Origin of the sequence: Alteromonas sp. 5E99-2 (genome assembly GCF_017368475.1) — a bacterium.
Classification (GTDB): Bacteria; Pseudomonadota; Gammaproteobacteria; order Enterobacterales; family Alteromonadaceae; genus Alteromonas_F.
Window position 1 is genome coordinate 135,034 of record NZ_JAFNJE010000005.1, and the last position, 25,036, is coordinate 160,069.

20 protein-coding genes are annotated in these 25,036 nt (G+C 41.3%); 14 read left to right on the plus strand and 6 right to left on the minus strand.

The features are described 5' to 3' along the window. Nucleotides 1-53: 53 nt before the first annotated feature. On the minus strand, nucleotides 54-1,334 hold the full coding sequence (locus J3L16_RS07460; RefSeq protein ID WP_207612267.1) for a citrate synthase: 1,281 nt from the start codon (nucleotides 1,332-1,334) through the stop codon (nucleotides 54-56). 428 nt (nucleotides 1,335-1,762) lie between these two features. On the opposite strand from J3L16_RS07460, the gene sdhC reads away from it, so the two are divergent. The 10 genes from sdhC (at nucleotide 1,763) to glnS (ending at nucleotide 14,739) form a co-directional block, all read left to right on the plus strand. Next, nucleotides 1,763-2,137, plus strand: a complete 375-nt coding sequence (gene sdhC / locus J3L16_RS07465) for a succinate dehydrogenase, cytochrome b556 subunit (RefSeq protein ID WP_207612338.1) — start codon at nucleotides 1,763-1,765, stop codon at nucleotides 2,135-2,137. Beyond that, nucleotides 2,131-2,478, plus strand: a complete 348-nt coding sequence (sdhD, locus tag J3L16_RS07470) for a succinate dehydrogenase, hydrophobic membrane anchor protein (protein WP_207612268.1) — start codon at nucleotides 2,131-2,133, stop codon at nucleotides 2,476-2,478. Before sdhC ends, sdhD begins: the two co-directional genes overlap by 7 nt. 1 nt (nucleotide 2,479) lies before the next feature. Then, nucleotides 2,480-4,249, plus strand: coding sequence for a succinate dehydrogenase flavoprotein subunit (gene sdhA, locus J3L16_RS07475; RefSeq protein ID WP_207612269.1), 1,770 nt, complete (start codon nucleotides 2,480-2,482; stop codon nucleotides 4,247-4,249). Nucleotides 4,250-4,261: 12 nt separating this feature from the next. Then, on the plus strand, nucleotides 4,262-4,972 hold the full coding sequence (locus J3L16_RS07480) for a succinate dehydrogenase iron-sulfur subunit (RefSeq protein WP_207612270.1): 711 nt from the start codon (nucleotides 4,262-4,264) through the stop codon (nucleotides 4,970-4,972). Nucleotides 4,973-5,147: 175 nt separating this feature from the next. Further along, nucleotides 5,148-7,967, plus strand: coding sequence for a 2-oxoglutarate dehydrogenase E1 component (locus J3L16_RS07485; protein WP_207612271.1), 2,820 nt, complete (start codon nucleotides 5,148-5,150; stop codon nucleotides 7,965-7,967). Nucleotides 7,968-7,976: 9 nt separating this feature from the next. Further along, on the plus strand, nucleotides 7,977-9,455 hold the full coding sequence (gene odhB / locus J3L16_RS07490; RefSeq protein WP_207612272.1) for a 2-oxoglutarate dehydrogenase complex dihydrolipoyllysine-residue succinyltransferase: 1,479 nt from the start codon (nucleotides 7,977-7,979) through the stop codon (nucleotides 9,453-9,455). Between the two features lie 105 nt (nucleotides 9,456-9,560). Beyond that, on the plus strand, nucleotides 9,561-10,727 hold the full coding sequence (sucC, locus tag J3L16_RS07495; protein ID WP_207612273.1) for an ADP-forming succinate--CoA ligase subunit beta: 1,167 nt from the start codon (nucleotides 9,561-9,563) through the stop codon (nucleotides 10,725-10,727). Continuing rightward, nucleotides 10,727-11,599 (plus strand): succinate--CoA ligase subunit alpha, encoded by an 873-nt coding sequence (gene sucD, locus J3L16_RS07500; protein ID WP_207612274.1) that lies wholly within the window; start codon nucleotides 10,727-10,729, stop codon nucleotides 11,597-11,599. The genes sucC and sucD overlap by 1 nt, the downstream gene beginning before the upstream one ends. A 229-nt stretch (nucleotides 11,600-11,828) precedes the next feature. Further along, nucleotides 11,829-12,938, plus strand: coding sequence for a hypothetical protein (locus tag J3L16_RS07505; protein ID WP_207612275.1), 1,110 nt, complete (start codon nucleotides 11,829-11,831; stop codon nucleotides 12,936-12,938). A gap of 133 nt (nucleotides 12,939-13,071) precedes the next feature. Next, a complete protein-coding gene (gene glnS / locus J3L16_RS07510) occupies nucleotides 13,072-14,739 on the plus strand; it encodes a glutamine--tRNA ligase (protein WP_207612276.1) in 1,668 nt (555 codons plus the stop codon). 14 nt (nucleotides 14,740-14,753) lie between these two features. Here glnS and J3L16_RS07515 read toward each other — a convergent pair whose 3' ends face one another. Next, complete coding sequence (locus J3L16_RS07515; protein ID WP_207612277.1) at nucleotides 14,754-15,497, minus strand: YciK family oxidoreductase; 744 nt, start codon at nucleotides 15,495-15,497, stop codon at nucleotides 14,754-14,756. 259 nt (nucleotides 15,498-15,756) lie between these two features. Here J3L16_RS07515 and J3L16_RS07520 point away from each other — a divergent pair, with 259 nt between their 5' ends. Beyond that, complete coding sequence (locus tag J3L16_RS07520) at nucleotides 15,757-18,360, plus strand: VolA/Pla-1 family phospholipase (protein ID WP_207612278.1); 2,604 nt, start codon at nucleotides 15,757-15,759, stop codon at nucleotides 18,358-18,360. Nucleotides 18,361-18,493: 133 nt separating this feature from the next. After that, nucleotides 18,494-19,510 (plus strand): protease SohB, encoded by a 1,017-nt coding sequence (gene sohB / locus J3L16_RS07525; protein WP_207612279.1) that lies wholly within the window; start codon nucleotides 18,494-18,496, stop codon nucleotides 19,508-19,510. Between the two features lie 389 nt (nucleotides 19,511-19,899). On the opposite strand, the gene J3L16_RS07530 is transcribed toward sohB, so the two are convergent. Then, a complete protein-coding gene (locus J3L16_RS07530; protein ID WP_207612280.1) occupies nucleotides 19,900-20,208 on the minus strand; it encodes a hypothetical protein in 309 nt (102 codons plus the stop codon). Nucleotides 20,209-20,308: 100 nt separating this feature from the next. On the opposite strand from J3L16_RS07530, the gene J3L16_RS07535 reads away from it, so the two are divergent. Continuing rightward, entirely contained in the window at nucleotides 20,309-21,067 is a 759-nt protein-coding gene (locus tag J3L16_RS07535) for a Nif3-like dinuclear metal center hexameric protein (protein ID WP_207612281.1), read from the plus strand. A 14-nt stretch (nucleotides 21,068-21,081) separates the two neighbouring features. Beyond that, nucleotides 21,082-21,828: a methyltransferase domain-containing protein gene (locus tag J3L16_RS07540; RefSeq protein ID WP_207612282.1), complete on the plus strand. Its 747-nt coding sequence runs from the start codon at nucleotides 21,082-21,084 to the stop codon at nucleotides 21,826-21,828. Here the strand turns inward: J3L16_RS07540 and J3L16_RS07545 are convergent. The 3 genes from J3L16_RS07545 to J3L16_RS07555 form a co-directional block, all read right to left on the minus strand. Then, nucleotides 21,790-22,698 (minus strand): EamA family transporter, encoded by a 909-nt coding sequence (locus tag J3L16_RS07545; protein WP_207612283.1) that lies wholly within the window; start codon nucleotides 22,696-22,698, stop codon nucleotides 21,790-21,792. The genes J3L16_RS07540 and J3L16_RS07545 overlap by 39 nt on opposite strands. A 63-nt stretch (nucleotides 22,699-22,761) precedes the next feature. Beyond that, nucleotides 22,762-23,247, minus strand: a complete 486-nt coding sequence (locus tag J3L16_RS07550) for a glutathione peroxidase (protein ID WP_207612284.1) — start codon at nucleotides 23,245-23,247, stop codon at nucleotides 22,762-22,764. Nucleotides 23,248-23,295: 48 nt separating this feature from the next. Next, nucleotides 23,296-24,942 (minus strand): response regulator, encoded by a 1,647-nt coding sequence (locus J3L16_RS07555; protein ID WP_207612285.1) that lies wholly within the window; start codon nucleotides 24,940-24,942, stop codon nucleotides 23,296-23,298. Nucleotides 24,943-25,036 lie beyond the last annotated feature (94 nt).

Genomic DNA, 25,036 nt, shown 5'->3' on the forward strand with positions numbered 1-25,036 from the left:
AAAAATAGCGCCATAAGGCGCCATTTTAGAGTAAAAATGCTATTGCATTAGTCTTATTTTTTAATTGGTGTGTACTTACGCGTATCATGGCCAGTATATAGCTGACGAGGACGACCAATTTTTTGTCCTGGCTGGCTTAACATTTCATGCCAGTGAGATATCCAACCTACAGTACGAGACAAGGCGAATATACAAGTGAACATATTGGTAGGAATACCAATTGCTTTTAGTACGATACCTGAGTAGAAATCAACGTTAGGGAATAGTTTCTTCTCTGCAAAGTAGCTATCTTCTAGCGCAATACGCTCAAGCTCCATTGCAACGTCAAGTAATGGATCGTCAATCTTAAGTTCACTAAGTACTTCATGACAACTTTCACGCATAACCGTTGCACGAGGATCGTGGTTTTTGTATACACGGTGACCAAAGCCCATTAGGCGGAATGGGTCGTTTTTGTCTTTCGCTTTTGCAATAAACTCAGGAATTCTGTCTACAGAGCCGATTTCTTCAAGCATAGTTAAACATGCTTCGTTAGCGCCACCGTGAGCAGGACCCCAAAGTGAAGCAACACCTGCAGCAATACATGCATAAGGGTTAGCACCAGAAGAGCCCGCTAAGCGCACTGTTGATGTAGATGCATTTTGTTCGTGGTCAGCGTGAAGTGTGAAAATACGGTCCATAGCACGAGACACTGCAGGGCTAATTTTGTATTCTTCAGCAGGTACTGAGAACATCATGTTTAGGAAGTTTTCAGCGTAAGACAAATCGTTACGAGGGTGAACGAAAGGTTGTCCAATATTGTACTTGTAACACATAGCAACAAGTGTCGGCATTTTCGCTATTAATCTATGAGCGCTGCGAAGGCGTTGTTCTTCGTTAGAAACGTCAAGATCGCTATGATAGAAAGACGACAGTGCACCAACAGTACCACAAAGCATTGCCATTGGGTGGGCATCGTTGCGGAAGCCGTGGAAGAACATATTAATTTGTTCGTGAACCATAGTGTGATTAGTAATGGTTTTTTTGAACGCTTGATATTCTTCTTCGTTTGGAGCTTCACCGTGAAGCAACATATGGCAAACTTCTAAATAATCAGCATCACGAGCCAATTCTTCAATTGGGAAGCCACGGTGTAGTAGTACACCTTTCGCCCCATCAATAAAGGTAATAGAAGATTCACATGAGCCGGTGGCCATGAAACCTGGATCGAATGTGAAGTAACCATTTGCACCTAAGCTTCGTACATCAATAACATCTAAACCAGCAGTACCGCTTAGTATGGGTAGTTCAACTTCTTTATCACCAGCTTTTAAAATGGCTTTTTGATCTGCCATAAAGGCTCTCCTCAGGAACGTTCAATTTAGGTTCGAAAATTTCTCTTACGACATCTTCGACAAGAAAAGTGCCGTATTTGTACTTTATTCTATAGCGTAAAGTCAATTTTAATACGTATTTAACTAATAAATATTAGTTATAAGCATTCATTTTAATCTATTTTGCGAATGTGATACGTATATTTGTATATTCTGGTTTTTTAAACTTTAATTAGCTAGATTCAGCCACAAAAAATTGTATTTGGATGTGTCGGTGGATATACTCCACCGCGATACGGAACAGGCTGTTTGGTTCCGATATATCAATAAAACTGTGCTTTACAAAAAATTTACAATATAAGCGCAGGGCTATTATTTATTAACAAGTTGGTTTAGCTGATAACTTCTGCTTAACCGAAAACTCAATGAATAAAAACAGGCATCATAGTGTGAAAAAGCAAAGACCCGTTAATTTAGATCTTAACACGATTACATTTCCCCCTACTGCGATTTCGTCCATTTTACATCGTGCAACAGGCGTAGCTATGTTTATAGCGCTTGTATTTGCGTTGTGGGCATGGTCTGTATCACTGTCTTCTCCTGAAGGTTTTGATCGCGTTGTCGTTATCATGAACGGCATTGTAGGTTACATCATTACCGTTGGTACTGTGTCATTAATTACTTACCACATGTTGGCAGGGTTTAGACATATGTTCATGGATATGGGGCATTGGGAAGAATTAGAGTCAGGTAATTTAAGTGCTAAAATTACTATTGGCTTATGGCTAGTGCTAACAGTCGTGGAGGCGATAGTAATATGGTAACTAATCAAGCAAACATCAAACGCAACGGTATTCAAGACTACGTCTCTATCCGAGCTACAGCAGCAATTATTGCAGCCTTTACTTTGTATCTCGCCTTCTTCTTTATTACTACTGACGACATCACTTATGAAATTTGGAAAGGGTTATTTTCCACTATAGGTATGAAGGTATTCACTCTTGCTGCTTTAGTTGCGGTGATGATTCACACGCGTATCGGACTATGGCAAGTGTTGACTGATTACATTAAAGCGCCAGGTTTGCGCGCAGTGCTTCAGTATGTTTTGAATTTAATCGGTTTTGTCTACGTAGCTGTAGGTCTATTTGTATTGTGGGGAGTGTAGTATGAGTTTACCAGTACATGAATTTGATGCCGTCGTTATAGGCGCCGGCGGTGCAGGTATGCGTGCAGCTCTGCAAATTTCTCAAAGCGGCAAGTCTTGTGCACTATTGTCTAAAGTGTTTCCAACCCGTTCTCATACAGTATCAGCCCAAGGTGGTATTACTGTAGCCCTAGGTAACTCCCATGAAGATAATTGGGAATGGCATATGTATGACACTGTTAAAGGGTCAGATTACATTGGCGACCAAGACGCTATTGAATATATGTGCAAAACCGGTCCGGAAGCCATTATTGAAATGGAAAACATGGGATTACCTTTTTCTCGTTTTGAAAACGGAAAGGTATACCAACGTCCATTTGGTGGTCAGTCTCAAAACTTCGGTGGAGAGCAGGGGGCAAGAACGGCAGCAGCAGCAGACAGAACAGGTCATGCGTTGTTACATTTGCTGTATCAGCAAAATGTTAAGAATAAGACTAAAGTTTTCAGTGAGTGGTATGCACTTGATTTAGTTAAAAACCAAGACGGTGACGTTGTAGGTTGTACAGCTATTGATATCGAAAGCGGTGAAGTTGTTTACTTCAAATCAAAAGCGGTTGTACTAGCAACAGGTGGTGCAGGGCGTATTTATGCCTCTACTACTAATGCTCACATTAACACGGGTGATGGTGTTGGTATGGCATTGCGTGCAGGTGTTCCAGTGCAAGATATGGAAATGTGGCAGTTCCACCCGACGGGTATAGCGGGTGCCGGAACCTTGGTAACTGAAGGTTGTCGTGGTGAAGGTGGTTACCTTCTAAATAAAGACGGCGAACGATTTATGGAGCGTTACGCGCCAAATGCTAAAGATTTGGCGGGTCGTGATGTTGTTGCCCGTTCAATGATGACTGAAATTCGTGAAGGTCGTGGTTGTGAAGGCCCTTGGGGAACTCACATAAAACTTAAGCTAGACCACTTAGGTAAAGACGTACTTGAGTCGCGTTTACCTGGTATCTTGGAGCTGTCTCGTACTTTTGCACACGTTGATCCTGTAAAAGAGCCTATTCCGGTAATTCCTACCTGTCACTATATGATGGGCGGAATTCCTACCAATGTTGACGGCCAATGTTTATCGGTAGATGCCGATGGAAAAGAAGCACCAATTAAAGGTTTGTTTGCGTGTGGTGAAATAGCTTGCGTATCTGTACATGGCGCAAACCGCTTAGGTGGTAACTCACTACTTGATTTGGTTGTATTTGGAAGAGCCACTGGTTTACACCTTGGTAAATCTATTGATGGCATCACCTCTCGTGATGCATCAACTGATGATATCGATGCAGCTATGGTTCGTTTCAATCGCTGGGAAAACTCAGAAGTGGGTAAAGGCGAAGATCCAATTCAAATTAAGAAAGACTTACAAGAGTGTATGCAATTGAACTTCTCAGTATTCAGAGAAGGTGAGTCAATGGCACAAGGTCTTAAAGAGCTTGGTGTTATTCGCGAACGTCTTCAATCTGCACGCCTTGACGATAAGAGCAGTGACTTCAATACTCAGCGTATCGAGTGTCTTGAACTTGATAACTTGATGGAAACCGCATTTAGTACAGCGGTAGCGGCAAACTTTAGAACAGAAAGCCGTGGTGCACACAGCCGTTTCGATTGCCCAGATCGCGATGATGAAAATTGGTTGTGTCACTCTATTTACCGTCCGCAAACTGAAGAGATGCAGAAGCGGGACGTGAATATGGAACCTAAGTTACGCGAAGCCTTTCCACCTAAAGCTAGAACTTATTAAGGAGTAGCGACAATGCAATTGAAATTTTCTATTTATCGTTACAATCCAGATGTTGATAATGCACCTCGTATGCAAGACTATCAGTTAGAGGTTGAAGAAGGCCAAGACATGATGGTTCTAGATGCGCTTTTAGCGTTGAAAGAGCAAGACCCAACATTGTCGTTCCGTCGCTCATGCCGTGAAGGGGTATGTGGTTCTGACGGCATGAACATGAATGGTAAAAATGGTCTAGCCTGTATAACACCTCTATCTGCTTTAGGTAAAGGCACTAAGGTGATTAGACCGCTACCAGGTTTACCAGTCGTACGTGATTTATGTGTTGATATGACACAGTTTTATACGCAATATGAAAAGATTAAGCCGTTCTTAATCAATGATGGTAAAAAGCCCCCTGCGAGGGAGCACATACAACTACCAGAAGAAAGAGAAAAGCTAGATGGTTTATACGAATGTATTTTGTGTGCATGTTGTTCAACATCATGCCCGTCATTCTGGTGGAATCCTGATAAATTTATTGGACCAGCAGGTCTTCTTCATGCCTATCGCTTCTTAATAGATAGTAGAGATACGGCAACAGAAGAGCGCCTTAATGACTTAGATGATGCATTTAGTGTGTTCCGTTGTCATAGTATTATGAATTGTGTGGCGGTTTGCCCGAAAGGGTTGAATCCGACTAAAGCAATTGGTCATATTAAGTCAATGTTACTACAAAGAGCCGTTTAACATAAAAGTAGCGATTGTTTTACTTTTATTTAACAAGATAAATGGCTGTCCCACAAAGACAGCTATTTTTTTGTCAAAAATGAGTAAAAACATGATAAATAAGGTTGGGTTACAGGGCCATACAAGGGTAAAATAAAAGTATTATCCTAACGTGTGAGCAGGACAAGGCAAAATAATGCAAGATAGCGTGATGAAAGCGTGGTGGGAATCGTCGCATATGGCAGGGGCTAACGCTCCGTATGTCGAAGAGATGTATGAAGCCTATTTAGACGATCCTTTAAGTGTTTCTGACGAATGGCGTCAGGAGTTTGATCAACTTCCAACTGTCGATGGAGTAGCAATTGATACTAACCATAGTCAGATTCGCGCCGAATTTAAAAAGCTCGCTGCTCTTGGGCCTTTAGCCAGAGCAAGTAAAAATACCTCTCCTAGTTCGAATACGTCAGACGAAAAGCAGGTTAAAGTTTTACAACTTATCAACGCATTTCGTTTTCGCGGTCATCAGCATGCTAATTTGGATCCACTCGGACTGTGGCAACAAGAAAGAGTGCGTGACTTAGAACTTTCACATCATTCGTTAAGCGAATCAGATTTTGATAAAAGCTACAACGTAGGTTCTTACGCTGTTGGCGAAGAGTCTATGGCGCTAGGTGCCTTGTTTAAATCGCTGAATAGAACTTATTGTGGTTCTATTGGTGCAGAATACATGCATATCACCGACACCGAACAAAAGCGTTGGTTACAGCACAAAATCGAATCTGTAGAATCTAAGCCTCAAATCGATAAGAATGCGAAAATCGCTATTTTGAAAGGTTTGATTGCCGCTGATGGTATGGAAAAGTACTTAGGTGCTAAGTTTCCGGGCGCAAAACGCTTCTCTCTTGAAGGCGGCGACGCGCTTATTCCTATGCTTAAAGGGCTTATTCACGAAGCTGGCGCAGCAGGTGCTAAAGAAGTTGTTGTGGGTATGGCTCACCGCGGACGTCTAAACGTATTAGTTAACGTCTTAGGTAAAAACCCATCGGTTTTATTTGATGAGTTCTCTGGTAAACACGACGAATCATTAGGCGCTGGTGATGTTAAATATCACGCTGGTTTCTCGTCTGATTTCGCAACATCAGGAGGCAATGTTCATTTAGCACTTGCCTTTAACCCATCTCACTTGGAAATTGTTAATCCAGTGGTAATGGGGTCAGTAAGAGCGAGATTAGGTCGTAGAGATTACGATACCCATAATGTATTACCTATTACCATTCACGGCGATTCTGCTATAGCAGGTCAAGGTGTTGTACAAGAGACATTTAACATGTCTCAAACCCGTGGTTTCGCTGTTGGCGGAACGGTTAGAATAGTGATTAATAACCAAGTCGGTTTCACTACGTCTAAAACGGAAGATACTCGCTCTACTCAGTACTGTACTGATATTGCGAAAATGGTTCAGGCGCCGATATTACACGTTAATTCTGACGACCCTGAAGCGGTTATGTTTGTGACCAAACTTGCATTGGAATACCGCAATAAATTCAAACGGGATATCGTGATTGATTTAGTGTGCTATCGTCGACACGGTCACAACGAAGCTGATGAGCCAAATGCTACTCAACCATTAATGTATCAAAAAATTAAAAAGCATCCTGTGCCTCGTATTTTATATGCGGATCAACTTCAATCTGAAGGTGTAGTCAATGCATCAGATGTTGAACGTCTTATGGACGAATACCGCGCTGGTTTAGATCACGGTGCTTGTGTTGTTGAAGAATGGCGACCAATGACAGAGCACTCTGTAGATTGGACTCCTTACCTTGGACATGATTGGGACGTTGCATATGATGCAAGTTTAAGCGTAGAGAAATTAAAATCTCTAGGTGAACAGCTTATTTCACATCCTGAATCAGTAAAATTACAGTCTCGAGTTAACAAGCTTTATCAAGATCGTAAAGCCATGATCAATGGTGAAAAATTGCTTGATTGGGGTATGGCTGAAAACTTGGCGTACGCAAGTATTGTGGATAGCGGTAGCGATATTCGCCTTACCGGACAAGATTCAGGTCGTGGTACTTTCTTCCATCGTCACGCGGTTATGCATAACCAAGCCGATGGTGGAACTTATATTCCTTTACAGCATATTTCTGAAGGTCAGGGCGATATTGAAATTATTGACTCGGTTCTATCAGAAGAAGCGGTTATGGCATTCGAATATGGTTTTGCGACTGCTGAGCCAAGTTGCCTAACAATTTGGGAAGCGCAATTTGGTGATTTTGCCAACGGTGCCCAAGTTGTATTTGACCAATTCTTAAGCTCTGGTGAAGCAAAGTGGGGCCGTTTATGTGGTCTAGCGGTATTACTTCCTCATGGTTATGAAGGTCAAGGACCAGAACACAGTTCTGCGCGTTTAGAACGTTTCTTACAGTTGTGTGCAGACCACAACTGGCAGGTGTGTGTACCTAGTACTCCTGCGCAAGTGTATAACATGCTTCGTCGCCAGATTGTTCGTCCAATGCGTAAGCCTCTTATTGTTATGTCGCCTAAGTCGCTATTGAGACACCCATTAGCAGTTTCTTCTCTTGAAGAATTGTCTGCTGGTGTGTTCCATAACGTGATTGGTGAGATAGACGAGCTGAATCCAAAAGATGTTAAACGCGTTGTTATGTGCTCAGGTAAGGTATATTACGACTTACTTGAACAAAGACGTAAAAATGAACAAAACGATGTTGCTCTTGTTCGTCTTGAGCAGCTTTATCCATTCCCACAAGAAGAACTTGCAAAAGTCATTGCTCAATATGCGCATGTTACTGATTGGGTTTGGTGTCAGGAAGAACCTCAGAACCAAGGTGCTTGGTATTCTAGCCAACATCATTTCTGGCAGGCTATCCCTGATGGTGCCGTATTAACCTATGCAGGTAGAGAAGCTTCGGCGTCTCCTGCAGTAGGCTATGTATCCGTTCACAATCAACAACAAAAAGCGTTGGTTGAAGACGCCCTCACGATTAAATAAGGAACAAAAATGACAATAGAAATTAAGGTTCCGGTTCTACCAGAGTCAGTAGCCGATGCAACTATCGCTACATGGCACGTTAAGTCCGGCGATAGCGTCAAACGCGACCAAAACCTAGTAGACATCGAAACTGATAAAGTAGTGTTAGAGGTTGTTGCACAAGAAGATGGTGTTATCGGTGAAATCCTTGATGAAGAGGGCGCTACCGTTTTAGGCGAGCAAGTTATTGGTCAGCTTTTACAAGGCGGTGCAGCGGCTCCGGCAGCGGCACCTGCTGCTAAAGCAGAAGCGCCAGCAAGTGCACCAGCGGCATCTGTTGAAGCGGTTGATGTTAAAGTTCCAGTATTACCAGAGTCTGTAGCTGATGCGACCATTGCCACTTGGCATGTTCAGCCTGGCGAAAGCGTGTCTAGAGACCAAAATTTAGTAGACGTTGAAACTGATAAAGTTGTTTTAGAAGTTGTAGCGCCAGCTGACGGCTCTATTACTGAAATCTTTGCTGCGGAAGGTACCACTGTAACAGCAGAAGAAGTCATTGGTAAATTTGCAGCTGGCGCAGTTAGCGCAGCGGTTGTAAGTGCACCAGCTGCTGAAGCAGAAGATGATTCTGATGCGTTAAGTCCTTCAGTACGTCGTTTGCTTGCTGAAAAAGACATTGATCCTGCGTCAGTTAAAGGCACAGGCAAAGGTGGAAAAATCACTAAAGAAGATGTAGAAAAACATCTTAAAGCACCGGCACCTGCGGCGGCGAAAGCGGATTCAGCACCTGTAGCAGTTCCGGCTGGTGAACGTTCAGAAAAACGCGTACCAATGACCCGTCTACGTAAGACTATTGCAAACCGTCTATTGGATGCGAAAAACTCTACTGCGATGTTAACGACGTTTAACGAAGTTAACATGAAGCCAATTATGGATCTTCGCAAGCAGTACCAAGACAGTTTCGTTAAGCGTCATGACATTAAATTAGGCTTTATGTCTTTTTATGTTAAAGCAGTTACTGAAGCACTGAAGCGCTTCCCAGAAGTGAATGCGTCAATTGATGGCGATGATATTGTTTATCATAACTATTTTGATGTTTCTATTGCAGTTTCTACGCCACGTGGTCTTGTGACTCCAGTACTTAAAGACACTGATACTTTAGGTATGGCTGGTATTGAAAAAGGCATTAAAGAGCTAGCGATTAAAGGCCGTGATGGCAAATTATCTATGGCTGAAATAATGGGCGGTAACTTCACTATTACTAATGGTGGTGTATTCGGTTCATTGTTATCAACACCTATTATTAATCCTCCACAAAGTGCTATCTTGGGAATGCATAAAATCCAAGATCGTCCAATGGCGGTTAATGGTAAAGTTGAAATACTTCCTATGATGTATTTAGCACTTTCTTATGATCACAGAATTGTTGACGGAAAAGAATCTGTTGGCTTCTTAGTGGCTATAAAAGAAATGCTGGAAGATCCAACTCGTCTAGTTTTAGACGTTTAAACTCGAATTGAGACACTTCTGATGTTGGTGTAAGCCAATATCAGAAGACTCTAAATCATGTCGTGAAAGCGGCTTCTCCCTTAATAAAGATCGGAAAGAAACACCATGAATTTGCATGAATATCAAGGTAAACAGCTGTTTAAAGCTTACGGCTTACCTGTTTCTGAAGGATACGCAGCCAATACACCGGAAGGTGCTGTTGAAGCAGCGGATAAAGTTGGCGGCTCTGAGTGGGTTGTTAAATGTCAAGTTCACGCTGGTGGACGTGGTAAAGCAGGCGGTGTAAAACTTGTTAAAGACAAGAAAGACATTGCTGCATTTGCAGAGAACTGGTTAGGTAAAAACCTTGTCACTTTTCAAACAGATGAAAATGGCCAGCCAGTAAGTCAAATTTTAGTAGAGTCTTGTACTGATATTGCTAACGAGCTATATCTTGGTGCTGTTGTTGACCGTACTACTCGTCGTGTTGTCTTTATGGCATCAACGGAAGGTGGTGTTGAAATTGAAACAGTAGCAGAAGAAACGCCTGAAAAAATTCTTAAAGCAGCGATCGACCCAATTGTTGGTGCGCAGCCTTATCAAGCACGTGAAATGGCGTTTAAATTAGGCCTTTCTGGTGTTCAAATCAAACAGTTCGTTAAAATCTTCTTAGGTTTAGCGAAAATGTTTGAAGAACTAGACGTAGCGTTAATTGAAATTAACCCGCTTGTTATTAAAGAAGACGGTGACCTTCACTGCCTAGATGCTAAAGTAGGTATCGACAGCAACGCGATTTATCGTCAGCCTAAGCTGAAAGAAATGCACGATCCATCTCAAGAAGATGCTCGTGAAGCTCACGCTGCTTCTTTCGAGCTTAACTATGTTGCACTAGACGGAAACGTTGGCTGCATGGTTAACGGTGCCGGTCTTGCGATGGGTACTATGGATATTGTTAACCTTCACGGTGGCAAGCCTGCTAACTTCCTAGATGTTGGTGGTGGCGCAACGAAAGAACGTGTTGCAGAAGCATTCAAAATCATTCTTTCTGACGACAATGTTAAAGCCGTTTTGGTTAACATTTTCGGCGGTATTGTACGTTGCGACATGATTGCTGAAGGTATCATCGGCGCAGTGAAAGAAGTAGGCGTTGAAGTACCTGTAGTTGTTCGTCTTGAAGGAACAAATGCTGAATTAGGTCGTGATGTTCTTGCTAACTCTGGCTTAGATATCATTGCAGCAGCGTCTCTAACAGATGCCGCTGAGAAAGTTGTTGCCGCTGCGGAGGGCAAATAATGTCTGTACTTATTAATAAAGACACTAAAGTTATCTGCCAAGGTTTTACCGGTGGACAAGGTACTTTCCATTCTGAGCAAGCGATTGCTTACGGTACGCAAATGGTTGGTGGTGTAACACCAGGCAAAGGCGGTACTGAGCATTTAGGTCTTCCAGTATTTAATACTGTTAGCGAAGCTGTTGAAGCAACTGGTGCAACTGCAACAGTTATTTATGTTCCAGCTCCTTTCTGTAAAGATTCAATTGTTGAAGCAGTAGACGCCGGCATTGAATTGGTTGTATGTATTACTGAAGGTATTCCTACTTTGGATATGCTTTATGTTAAAGAATACGTAGAATCAAAAGGCGTACGCATGATTGGTCCTAACTGTCCTGGTGTTATCACACCTGGGGAGTGTAAAATTGGTATCATGCCTGGTCACATTCACAAGCCTGGTAAAGTAGGTATTGTTTCTCGTTCTGGTACATTAACGTACGAAGCGGTTAAGCAAACTACAGACGAAGGTTTTGGCCAATCTACTTGTGTAGGTATTGGTGGTGACCCTATTCCTGGTTCTAACTTCATCGATATTTTGAAGTTGTTCCAAGAAGATCCTAAAACAGAAGCGATTGTTATGATTGGTGAAATTGGTGGTTCTGCAGAAGAAGAAGCTGCTGAGTTTATCAAAGCTAACGTAACTAAGCCTGTTGTATCTTACATTGCAGGTGTTACAGCGCCTCCAGGTAAGCGTATGGGACATGCTGGTGCAATTATCGCTGGTGGTAAAGGTACTGCTGACGAGAAATTTGCTGCACTAGAAGCTGCGGGCGTAAAAACAGTACGTTCACTAGCTGATATCGGTAAAGCATTACGCGAAACTACAGGTTGGTAATTAGTTTTTAATTATTGCCTAAAAAAGCCCAGATGAAAGTCTGGGCTTTTTTTTACGTAAATTTTATTCAATCGACGTTTTTCCAGTGATAGTTCGATTTCGGTTTCATAACTCATTTAGCATAGTTAGCTTTTAAACAGGTTGGATTCCAGTGTTGACCTAAGGTAGTTAAACACTTAGTGTGTTTTTAAAAGGGCTTGTAAAAACACAGAGCAAACGGACTGATTCAATGTTTAGAAATAAAACACTGTTATTTGTAACTGCCCTTGTTTTTATCGCAACGCTATTCTTTCACCATGGCGATACAGCTAAGGTTTATCCCGTTGAAAAACTAGCAGATATGGTAATACCCATTTCTGATAACGATAAACAGCGAATAGACTCAATTCCCGAATCCTACCAGCAGCCTCAAATTGAGCTTAGTACTGATGAATCTAATAAAGGCTTAATTATTGAGTGCGATCTAGAAGATTCGTTAGAAGACGATGGTCATGTTGACATACAACAGCAATATTTAAATTCTTTATTTAATTCCACATCACAAGATAGATTGTTGGAATATGCGCTATTTGCAGTCCCCCCAAAAGAACAATCTAGGTTTGACTTATTACTCGAATATAACCGGGAGTTTGCTAACGAACCGCTGGTATTAATGGAGATTTTATCCTTATGCTCAAGTGCGAAATGTACAAAAAACTTTATAGACGCAGCTATTGATTCAGATAAAGAAAATGGGGCTATGTGGCTTTACGCTGTTTCATTTTTTGCTACTTCAGGTAATGACGAGGAAGTGCTGAAAGCAATTTTAGAGCTTGGGAGAACCTCCTTTTTTAACGAAAGAAGAGGGGAGAGAATTAAGTTGTACGCCCAAGCTGTTGAAGGTTTAACTGCCACTGATTTCTACTCTAATGTGATTAACGGAATCGGTGTTGATGCAGCAAGAGCTATCGGATATTCACCTATTTTTGATTGGTGTAAAGCAGGGATAAATGATCTTGCTAAGATGAATGCTTGTGTAGAGTTAGGACACAACCTTGAAAAAAGAAGCTCCACTATTTTTTCGCAATTAGCAGGAATAGCGTTACAAAAGATTATATATAAAGCTCAAGGCGACAATAAGCAGTATCGCTTTTTGGAAAATGAAAACGAATACCTACGTGATTCCATGGAGAGTGAGCAAGTTTTTAAAGCGTCATTGTTGATGTTTTATGATGAGGAGTTGTTACGTAATTGGCTGAATAATTTAGATGTTATGGGTGATTTAGAATCATCAAAAATACTAGTAGAAGAAGCGATTTTAATTTCTAAAAGCAAGGGCTCAGCTGCATGTATACAGTAATTTTTGTAAACAATTAAAATAGCGAGTGTTTTTCAATGTCTTTATAGCGCTTTTTTAATACGGGTGACGAAAATTTTCTAAGTGTTATAATCGAAGATGACTAATAATTTTTAAGAATAAGGGTATTATCTTCATGGCCGAGACTGAGCATCGTCCGACCAATTTTGTTCGCCAAATTATCGATAAAGATATCGCGAATAAAGTTCACTCCACGATTAAGACGCGATTTCCTCCTGAACCTAATGGCTTTTTACATATAGGCCATGCTAAATCTATTTGTCTCAATTTTGGTATTGCTCAAGATTATCAGGGAAGTTGTAATTTACGCTTTGACGACACAAACCCCACGAAAGAAGATATTTCTTACGTCAATGCGATAAAAGAAGACGTACAGTGGTTGGGTTTTGAGTGGGCGGGTGAGCCTTGCTATTCATCGGGTTATTTTGACCAGCTTCATGGTTATGCTATCGAGCTCATTGAAAAAGGTTTGGCGTTTGTCGATTTTTGTTCTCAAGAAGAAATTCGAGAAATGCGCGGAACCTTAACCCAAGCGGGAACACACAGCCCATACCGCGATACTGACGTAGCAACGAACTTGGCAGAATTTGAAAAAATGACGGCCGGTGAGTACGAAGATGGTAAGTGCTGCCTACGTGCTAAAATAGATATGGCATCGTCCTTTATGGTGATGCGCGACCCTGTAATTTACCGTATTAAGCATGCTCACCACCACCAAACCGGTGATAAATGGTGTGTGTATCCCATGTACGATTTTACTCACTGTATTTCTGATGCCATTGAGGGCATTACACATTCGCTTTGTTCATTAGAATTTCAAGATAATCGCAGATTATACGATTGGGTTATTGAAAATATTTCTATTGATACTGTACCAAGGCAATACGAATTTTCTCGTCTTAATCTAGAATATACTGTGCTGAGTAAACGTAAACTCATACAGTTAGTTGAAGAAAAATTTGTTGATGGATGGGACGACCCTCGTATGCCCACTGTTGCAGGTTTGCGCAGACGAGGCTATACAGCGGGCGCTATCCGCGAATTTTGTGCGCGAATTGGCGTGACCAAAATGGAAAATCAAGTTGAAATGAGCATGCTCGAAAGCTGCATTCGCGACGACTTGAATGAAAATGGTCCACGGGCTATGGCGGTTTTAGATCCGATTAAAGTCATTATTGAAAACTACCCAGAAGATCAACACGAAGAACTGGTAGCGCCGAATCACCCTAGTAATGAAGCGATGGGAACTCGCTTGTTGCCATTTAGTCGCGAAGTGTGGATAGAAGCAGAAGATTTTCGAGAGTCTGCAAATAAAAAGTTTAAACGGTTAGTACTAGATAAAGAAGTACGCCTTAGAAACGCTTACGTGATTAAAGCAAACCGTGTAGAGAAAGACGAGGATGGTAACGTGACTACGGTTTACTGTACTTATGACGATGAGACCTTAGGTAAAGACCCAGCTGATGGTAGAAAAGTGAAAGGGGTAATTCACTGGGTTGATGCGTCTAAAGGGTGTGCTGCGGAGTTTAGATTGTACGATCGACTTTTCACCGTTCCGAGTCCTGCGAAGGAAGACGATTTTACTGGCGCAATAAATCCAGATTCCCTTGAAGTGAAAAAAGGCTACATTGAGCCTAGTGCGTTGCAATCTGAACAAGGTTTTAGCGCGTGGCAATTTGAGCGAATAGGGTATTTTTGTCGAGACACTCATTTCGACACGCCTGTGTTCAATAGAACCGTAGGGTTGCGAGATACGTGGGCTAAGATACAACAAGGCGGTTAAAACCGCCTTGTGTGTTACTTTGGCTGGCAGTCGAACGACTGCCCGTTTTCGTTTTTACTTTCATCACTCATTAAATAGACATAGGTTGGCATAATGTCTTCTGCGGTTTTTAATGTTAAAGGGTCTTCTGCTGGATAGGCTTTAGCACGCATTTCCGTGCGAGTTGCACCAGGGTTAATACAATTAAAACGCATTGACGAGCTTTTGTATTCATCAGCTAAAACTTGCATCATGCCTTCTGTTGCAAATTTCGACACGCTATAACTTCCCCAAAATGCACGACCTTTACGGCCAACACTGGATGATGTAAACACGATTGATGCCGAATTTGCTAAGGATAAAGGCGAAAGTAGGGCTTGTGTCATTTGTGCCGTTGCCGTCACATTGACTTTTAATACGTCATTCCACTGCTGCGATTCGATATCTTTAAACTGGCATAAGCTGCCAAGTTGGCTTGCGTTGTGTAGGCAGCCATCAAGTCGCCCATATTCATTTGTGATTGTTTGAGCCATCTGCTTATAGTGACTTGGGGTTGCTCCTTTCATGTCTAAAGGCAAAATAGAGGGTTCATTGTAGCCTTTAGCTAGAATTTCGTCGTACGTTTGCTCTAATCTATTGACAGTGCGGCCGAGTAATATGCAGGTTGCACCATATTGTGAGAAGGTTAGTGCTGCTTGCTTTCCAATTCCACCGCCTGCACCAGTAATTAAAATGATTTTGTTTTTCAATCTATCATTTGACGTTACTGAACTTGTCATTTACCTATTTCCTATTGGCTGCGTTTATTAATTATAGAGTCATTGTTCTCTAAACGAGAAATCATAACGTCAAGGCGAGTGAGTTTATTCACTATAGTTACAAAGCTTTAACAAACCTTTGCAAAACAAAAGTAAAGCCAATAGTATTGAACGACATCGACTGATTTTACTTGTCAATTCTACGCCGTATTCTTTGTTGTAACATGTACAATTATAATTAATTTAAGGACCAAAAATAATGATTTATAAGGGAGTGAAGATGAAAAAACTTATACTGTGCACTAGCATAGCTATGGCTTTGGGGCTTATCGGTTGTGGTAGCGATGAAACCCTTCAAGATATTCAAGATGAAACGCCTCCAGCAAGCCCTTTTTCTCGAGTCGTGTTTGACCCAGCAACGGGCGATTTAAACATCCCTAATGATTTACTTATTTTACCCGGAGATGATGGTTTCTTCGATTTTACGCTTAATATTCCGGTAGATGACCCCACTGATTTTGCTGATCCACAAAACGCACTCAATGTTTTGGATGGATGGTCTACCTCTCACCCTTTTGCTATTAACATCGATGTACCCGCCGGAACGGCATTAGATGAATCAACCTTATCTGCAGGTATACTCTTGTTTGAAGCCACCTTAGGCCTTGATAACCGAGATCCTGATTGTGCGCAAATCACCATTCCTTCTGCAGGATGCAAAATAGGTGACCAGTTGACGTTTGGTGTTGATTACGTTCTTTCCCTTGCCGATGATGATACGGTTAATTTTGTTCCTTTGCGCCCGTTAAAAGAAGCACAGGGGCACATGTTAGTTATTACAACTGACTTGCTAGATACAAACGGTAATGGTGTTCAAGGTTCACTAACATGGGAATCAGTTAGTCGAGATATTTTAGAGTTCCCGTTGGCGACTGATGAGCAACTAGCCCTTCAAGGTATTGTTAACTCCTTGATAGACCCTCTTTTAGGAATTGGTTTTGAAAGAGAGAACATTAGCTATGTGTCTGCTTTTACAACACAAAGTATTGATGATGTGCTTAACACCGTTAAACAACTTTATGTTGCGGAGTTTGCAGCGCGGTTTGCTGCAGGAGACCCAACAGCAGGAGAAGCGCTGCCAGTTATCGTTGCTACTGATGCTGTGGGGCCTCAAAATGCGATGGAAACCCTAGGTTTAGTTCAACAAGAAACCGTCGATGGTGCAGTTCAGCTAGGTATTTCTCAATTGCCTGCTGAAGCTGTTGGTTTAATTCCAGTGATTGAAAGTACCGATTTTTCTTCACTGACAACCTGTGATGGCTTGTTTGGCACTGTGTCTGGTGCCTTCGAGCCTGTATTTGGCTTTGTAAACGACTTTGCAGTTGGGGTTGCAACCGGTATTCTTGAACAAGTTGGGCCGTTTTGTGCTGCACAGCGTTTTGATGCAACAGTTTCACTGCCTTACTATTTAGCGCTTCCAAGCGACGAAAACCCAAATGCGCCTCGTACTGAATTTTGGACTTCGGCTTGTGATAGTGGTGTCGTTCTAGCAAGTACGCCTGTTGAGGTATTGGCAACGGCAACACCAGGCCCTAATGGAGCTTTGTGCTCTCAAGTTGGATTGGCTGATTTAATCGTGGACGGCCAGTCTCTAGATCCTGCCCGCAATTTAACGCGCTTTAGCCCTGTGCCACAGCCGAAAGGTGATGTTGATGGAAATATGGTACTTGACGTGCAAGTGACAGTGCCAAATCCGACGATTGCCGCAGCACTTGGGTTTCCCATTGTTGAGCCTGATGCCGGGTGGCCGGTTGCTATTTTAATGCACGGTATTATGGGGCGTAAAGAAAATATGCTTGCAATATCTGGCGCCTTATCTTTAGCAGGTATTGCCTCTGTAGCCATTGATCACCCATTACACGGCGGAAGAGGGTTTGATACCGACGGTGATGGTGTCGATGAAATCAATGCATCATCTATGGTAACGGATTATATGAATTTGAGCTCATTACCTACCGCTCGTGACAACCCACGTCAAAGTGCATCGGATATGCTAGGGCTTCGTTTGGGATTAAATGCCCTCGTTGATGCAACGTCTACTCAAGGTATTAATATTAACCCACAAAACGTGTCTGTTATGGGCGTTTCTCTTGGAGCTATAACGGGTGGCACATTTGCGGCTGTAGCAAATACACCATTTGAAGGGGATTTAGCACCATTGAATAGCCTTTTTGAAGTTCAAACAGCCGTTTTAGAATCGCCAGGCGGTGGTATTGCTAACTTCCTGTTAGAGTCACCTGCATTTGGACCTGAAGTTCGCGCTAATTTACTACTGGGCGGATTGGAAGACTTTCAACAACTAATATTAACCAACTTTGGAACCATCGATATTCCAAGAGAGACACTAATCGCTACAAGTGATGAGTTCTTAGCGGCTTTAAATGAAGAGCAAACTGAAGAGGTAAACGCTGTGTTTTCTCAGTTTATCTTTGCTGCTCAGTCTGTTCTCGATGCTGGCGACCCAATAAACTACGGTGGTATTTTAGGAGGTAACACACCAACACTCATGCTTACGGTTGTTGGAGATGGAACAGAGCAAAATCCGCCAGACCAAGTGATTGCTATTCAAACAGCCTTGCCTCTATCAGGACAATTCCCTTATGCAGGTGTTGTTGGCTTAGAACAAGTTTCGTCAACCACACAAGGTGTATCGGGTAGTGCTGTGAGTGGAATTGTACAATTCAATGCTGGCGCACATTTATCAAGTTTAAGCCCAACTGCTAATCCTGCAGTAACGGCCGAGATGCAACGTCAAGTTGCGGCCTATATTGCTTCTCAAGGTACAGCGATTGTTATTACTGACGATACTGTAGTTGCAAACTGAAAGTAGCTAATATCTCAAAGCCGGAGCTATATGCTCCGGTTTTTTTTATTCAAAATTACTCACTTGTCGTAACCTTTTCTTTAGGCTGATACACTAAGGAAAAGTAAAATAATATGATTTTTAGAGGTAACCATTGGAATTTTTATTTGAATACGGTTTATTTTTCGCAAAAGCAGCGACGATTGTGATTGCTGTTGCCATTGTTGCAGGTTTAATTGCTGGGGCTGCGATTAAGCAAAAACCTGAAAAGGGTCAACTAGATTTTAAATCGATCAGTAATCAATTAGACGACGTAACTGATTACGCAAGAGAAATGGTTTTAGGAAAAGCTGACTTGAAAAAGTTGGCAAAAGAACAAAAGAAAGAGCAAAAAGCGAAAGCCAAAAATCAAGAGTCATTGCCCAGATTATTTGTGATTGATTTTAACGGCTCTATGGACGCCAATGAAGTTGATCATTTAAGAGAAGAAGTCACTGCTATTTTGTGTATTGCTAACGAAAAAGACGAAGTCTTAGTGAAAATTGAAAGTGGTGGTGGTGTCGTACATGGTTATGGTCTTGGCGCATCTCAGCTTCAGCGTATTAAAGATAAAAACATTCCGCTAGTTGCAGCGGTAGATAAAGTTGCAGCAAGCGGCGGTTACATGATGGCGTGTGTTGCAGATAAAGTATTGGCAGCGCCTTATGCAATAATTGGCTCTATTGGTGTAATTGCTCAATTACCTAATTTTAATAAGCTGTTAAAGAACAATCATATCGAATTTGAACAACACACTGCAGGTAACTTTAAACGTACCTTGACGGTATTTGGTGAAAATACCGATGAAGGTAGAGAGAAGTTTAGAGAAGAGTTAGGTGAAGTGCATGAAATGTTTAAACATCATGTGGGATCAAATAGACAAGACGTAGATATTGATAAAGTCGCAACGGGTGAACATTGGTATGGCCAGCAAGCGAAAACACTGGCATTGGTAGATGAAATTACTACATCTGATGATTATCTGATGCAAAGCAATGAAAGCAGAGACATTTTTGCAGTTAAATACTCACTTAAAAAGAGCGTGGCAGAAAAATTTGGCATTGCTGGTGCCACAGTGCTAGAAAAAACATTGATGCGCGTATGGAGCAGGGCATCTACTTGGTTTAAGTAGTAAACATTCAAGATAGTATAGTTACTGTTGCTGAGCGGTCCTTTGATGCCTATAAAAGGAGCGCTCAGAATACGCTAAGAAACGTTAGTGCTTGCGACTAATGTTAACGCAGTAGTGGTTAATCACCTTTCGCTAGGAAAAAAATCAAGTTGTTCCTAAACGCTCAATAGGAATTGGAACTTCAAGTTGCTATATCAAACATAGCAAAAAGCGCTCCTTGGGTTACAAAGGAAACGCTATTTTGGCGATTACGCTTGTTTCTTTGATTTTACTATAAACGATACAAATAGCATTGTCAGAACTTGTAGAAGCGGATTTTCAGCATGCTACAAACGCTAACGCTATATTGCGCCTTCTGTTACCTTTTTATAGTTTAAGAGGTTAGCGAGTTAGCGAGGCTTAATTGCACCTTTATTGTTATCCATAATTTTATTTTCCCAAAAATCTTTAACTGAAAAGCTTGCGGTTTTGACCTTTTTTGTCTTAGCCGGTTTCTTTGATTTTTTAGGTTTTTCAGCTGATGGGCTAGCGCTTGATAAGTTGTCAGTCATTTCTTGCAACTGAGCTAACCTTATATTTTTGCCTCCGTCCACACTGTACCAACCACCTTTTGCTGTAATTTCAGGTGTTTTTCCATTGGCTTTGGAATAAGCATTAGAAAATGCCTGTATTACTTCATCTTTGTCTAACTTTGTCATTTTATCTAATTGAACCTAGTCGGGATGTTATAATAAGTTCCTTTTATAACGCGTTTTAATTTCGCTGTCTAATTTGTCGTTTAAATGCTATGGAATTGTTATGGGTCTGCTGAGAAAAAAACTTCTATCTTCTATTGATTCTCTACTGAAACCGAAAGAGATTAAAGACTTTTGTCCGAATGGATTACAAATTCAAGGTACTGATACTATTAATAAAATAGTGTCAGGTGTTACAGCATCTCAAGCGCTAATTGATGCTGCAATTGATGTGGGAGCCGATACAATTTTGGTTCACCACGGGTATTTTTGGAAAGGAGAAAGTCAGCCTTTAGTAGGAATGAAATACAAGCGTATAAAATCTTTGCTCGATAATAACGTAAATTTGATAGCGTACCACCTTCCTTTAGATGTACATCCATTGTGTGGAAACAACGCTCAACTAGGAAAGTTATTGCAGTTGGATGATGTTTCACCTGTTTCTGATGTGAAACCTAATGGCATTGTTTATTCGGGCTCTAGCCGTAAACCTCTTAGCGGTAAAGAAGTTAAATGTCACCTAGAAAGCAGCTTGGAAAGAGATGTGTTGTGGGTAGGAAGTGATTCTCCTATACGCACACTTGCGTGGTGTACTGGCGGCGGGCAAGGGTATATCGATGCAGCTGTTGAGGCCGGTGTAGATGCCTTTATTACCGGAGAGGTTTCTGAACAAACAGTACATATTGCACGAGAAATGGGAATTCATTTTTTCTGCGCAGGGCATCACGCTACTGAACGTTATGGCGTTAAAGCATTAGGTGAATGGATTGCTGAAAACCACGATGTAGACGTCCAGTTTATCGATATTCCTAATCCAGCTTAATGATAAGACACACAATGACTTCAGATACCCATTTTAATGGTATAGCAGGTAAATTTGATAAGAATATCTACGGCACGCTGAAAGGTAAATTAAGGCATGCGCTGCTTACTGATTTGATCACAGAACGACTTAAACATAGCAAAAATCTTAGGGTGTTAGATTTAGGCTGCGGTACGGGCATTATGGCAAAAGAATGTTTGGCTTTGGGACACAGCGTTGATGTTGTCGACCCGTCCAATGAAATTTTGAATAAAGCAAAAGTATTATTGGGAAGTAGCGAAAAAGCGGAATTTTTTTGTAGCTCATTACAGTCCTATTCCTCGGTTGAGAAATATGACCTAGTTATTTGTCATGCCGTTTTAGAGTGGTTGGCTAACCCGCTTGAACAGCTGACGCACATAGTGAGCTTCCTTAAGCCGAAAGGGCTGTTATCGCTTAGTGCATTTAATAAAGATGCGCTGCGCTTTGGTAGCATGGCCTACGGGAATTTTGATTATGTCGATAGAGATATGAAAGCCAAAAAGCAGGTGCGTTTAAACCCGCAAAACCCTATTGCGCCACGAGAATTGCTTAGTGCATTAAACGCATTAAATTTGAATATTGAAAGCAAAGCGGGGATCCGTTGCTTTCATGACTACGTTAAGCGGCCCATTGACGATAGCGAATTTGAATTACTGTTTAAATTAGAAAAACAATACGCGGGTGTTGAGCCTTATTTGTGGTTAGGTAAGTACTTCCATGTCTTTGCCACGGTAAACTAATCGATTGAGTTTACCCATGGCAATAACATTCCCTATAAGCACTACGACCACACCTATGGCTGATGTTATTGTCCAAATATATCCCTCAAAAAAGGTGGAAATACCCAAGGCAACAATAGGGTATATAAGTACAACGTAAGTTGCTCTGTCAGAACCAATACGCTGTATAAGCTTCATGTAGGCACCAAACGCAAACACAGAACCAAACACGGCTAAATAGCAAAGAGCGACGTAAAATTCAGTGGAAGGCGGTAGAGTGTAGTGAGCACCAGACGCTAACCCGAACCCATATAGAAAAATAAGAGAGTATGCCATGGCAAAAAAGTTGAACTGAACAACAGGTGTACTCTTATCTAGTGTTTTTTCTGAAATGATATTTCCAACCGAAGCAGCAATGAAACTACACAAAGCGCATAACAGACCAAGGGCTAAATTTTGCTGTACGGACATTTTGTCGAACTCGGGATAGAATATCGCGATAGTGCCGAACAAACCTAAGGTTGCGCCTAGAAAAACTTCTATACGAACAGGTTTTTTTAATACTATCCAGCGTAATAAGACAGTGAAGTAAATCACCGATGAACTCAAAACTGCTAGTATCGCGCTTACAATGTGCTGTTGTGCCGCATATAAAAAGGAATAGTCCAATGTATACAAACATAGGCCAACAAAGAGCGCGCCTATATGTACACGTTTAGGTAAACGAAACGAGCGTTTTGTGAATAGCCCCCAAAGACCAAGGAACACAGCGGCAATAGTGAAGCGCCACGAAACAGCAACAATTGGGTCAACACTGTCTATCTGATAATTGATAGCTATCCAGGTGGATCCCCAAACAAGGGTACAAAGCACAAATAAAACTGCATTCATTTTAATATCTTTTTATAAAAGTGAGTTTTTGGGATGTTTTCGGTATTTCGATTAACGTCCGCGTTAGTTTAAAACTGTGTCAATATCCTGATACAAACGATTGGGCTGGGTTGCTGGCGCAAAACGCTTAATTACTTTTCCTTGTTTGTTTACTAGAAATTTAGTGAAATTCCATTTTATTCTTTCGCTACCTAAAACGCCAGGTGCACCGGATTTCAAATGAGTATAAAGAGGGTGGGCATTTTTTCCATTCACTTCAATTTTTGCAAATAAAGGGAAAGAAACACGGAACTTAGCGGTACAGAAATTTGCAATTTCTTGGTTTTCATTAGGCTCTTGATTTCCAAACTGGTTGCAGGGAAATGCCAAAATTGAAAATGGAGCCTCTTTGTAGTGATTATACATTTTCTCTAAGCCTTCATATTGAGGAGTAAAGCCACATTGGCTGGCCGTATTGACAATTAGCAAAGCGGAATCTTTAAATGTGCTGAGAGCTAGCTCAGAACCATTTGATAATGTTGCGTTGAAATCATAAACAGTTTTAGGCATAAAAAGGCTTAAATGACGTAAGGTAATAGTAGAGGAGTATAACCAACTTTAGCTCTGATTAAGATGGGCGCCTGAATTTTTAACGTAACCCATATTGTTTTTAATGGTTTTAAATCTATGCTCGTTGGTTGCATTGAGCGACAGCTGAGAGATTTCATTTATTATTAAATCAATAGTGACATGACGATAAGACTCTTTACCCAGTTCAACCATGCATTGAAGTAGGTTCAATGAGAATGCGGGCATAGAGGATATTCGTTGGTATGCGCTGTAGAATAAAGGCATGGCTTTTTCAGCTTGGTTATTGGAGAACAGCAACATACCTTCTTCATTTAATCTTACGGCTTTTTCTTGGTCAATCCCTACGTGCTTTTCACTTTCAATTAAACCTGCATTCATAACGCTTAACCATGTTTGGTCTTGGGATAAGGTTAGGCGCATTTCTGCTTGGGCTAGCAAGCCTTTTGCTGTTTCTATGTCTCCCATAGAATGAAAGACTTTTGCTGCAGTAAATAATGCTGACGGATGTGCATTATTTAATGTGAGAAGAGAGGTTTCTTCAATAATCCGTTTGGCTTTATCAATATCACCTTCGAGTGTTGCGGAGTAGGCGATTAATACTTCTCGTTGTACTTTTAATTGAAGGTCTGACTCACCTCGAGTGCCCATTCCGATGAGCTTTCTCGCTTGTGATAGGCTTTCAGATCTTTGATTTTTAGGTGTTTCTTCTGCGATAGCAATATAGAACTCAGCTAACTCGCAGGTGAATTCATCGAACAGCTCTCGTACACTGCGATTATGTTCTCGCTGCTTCTGCAATAATGATATGCCTTCCAGTACTTTGTTTTGCTTGCGAAAAGCGAAGGTCTTTAATTTTGTTGCAGATATACTTAAATTACTTACATTTATATTGTCTAAGTGTTCACATGCTTCGCTATACGATTTTTCTTCAATGCTTAAGCTCGCCAACCACTCAAATGCTCTGTCTCGAGTAAAACTTGACCTCAGCATCAGCTTTAATGTGCTTTCACATTCCTGCCATTCCCCTAAAAAGAACTGACATTTAATTTTGCCCCAGTGCGCCCATAAAACCTTGTGTGAGCGCTGTAACACTGAATCATATAATTTGCTTGCAGCCGTGTAGAAACCGTTCTGAACTAATAACTGAGCAAAGAGGCGGTTTAAATCGGGTAAAAATTTACTCGATGGAGACTGTTTATTTTGTGCCTGTAATACCAAGGCTTTTGTTTGCTTTAGCGCATCTGAGAAGTGCTTAGCATCCATTAATAACTTCACGTCATTGAGTATTTCACGTGATTCAATATAGTGATTAATATGACGCAGCAATACTGCCATTGTATAAGGCTTTAGAATTAATACATCGGGATGTAAATCCATTATTTGGCCAATGTTTTTGGCGCTGCGTTCACCGGTCATGAAAATAATACCGGTACTCGGTTTGATATGGCCCGACACTAATAGCGAATGTACACAATCAACGCCGTTTCTATGTTGCCCTAAATGGTAATCAATAATGATAACGTCAATTTTCATGCGTTTTAATGCTGAACGAAGCTCGTTGCCATTAGAAAAGCTATAGATGTCGAAAAGCCCTAACGGCAGCAAATTGCTACGCAGATTAGTGCGCGCAGTAGCATTATCTTCAACGATGGCTAAGCGTAATTGATGATCCATTGTGTCTATTAGTTACAATTGGTTGCCTTTGAGCATAGCAAGAGCTTTGTTAATCGTCATCCTTGAAATTGTGTATACTTTAATTTATCGAACA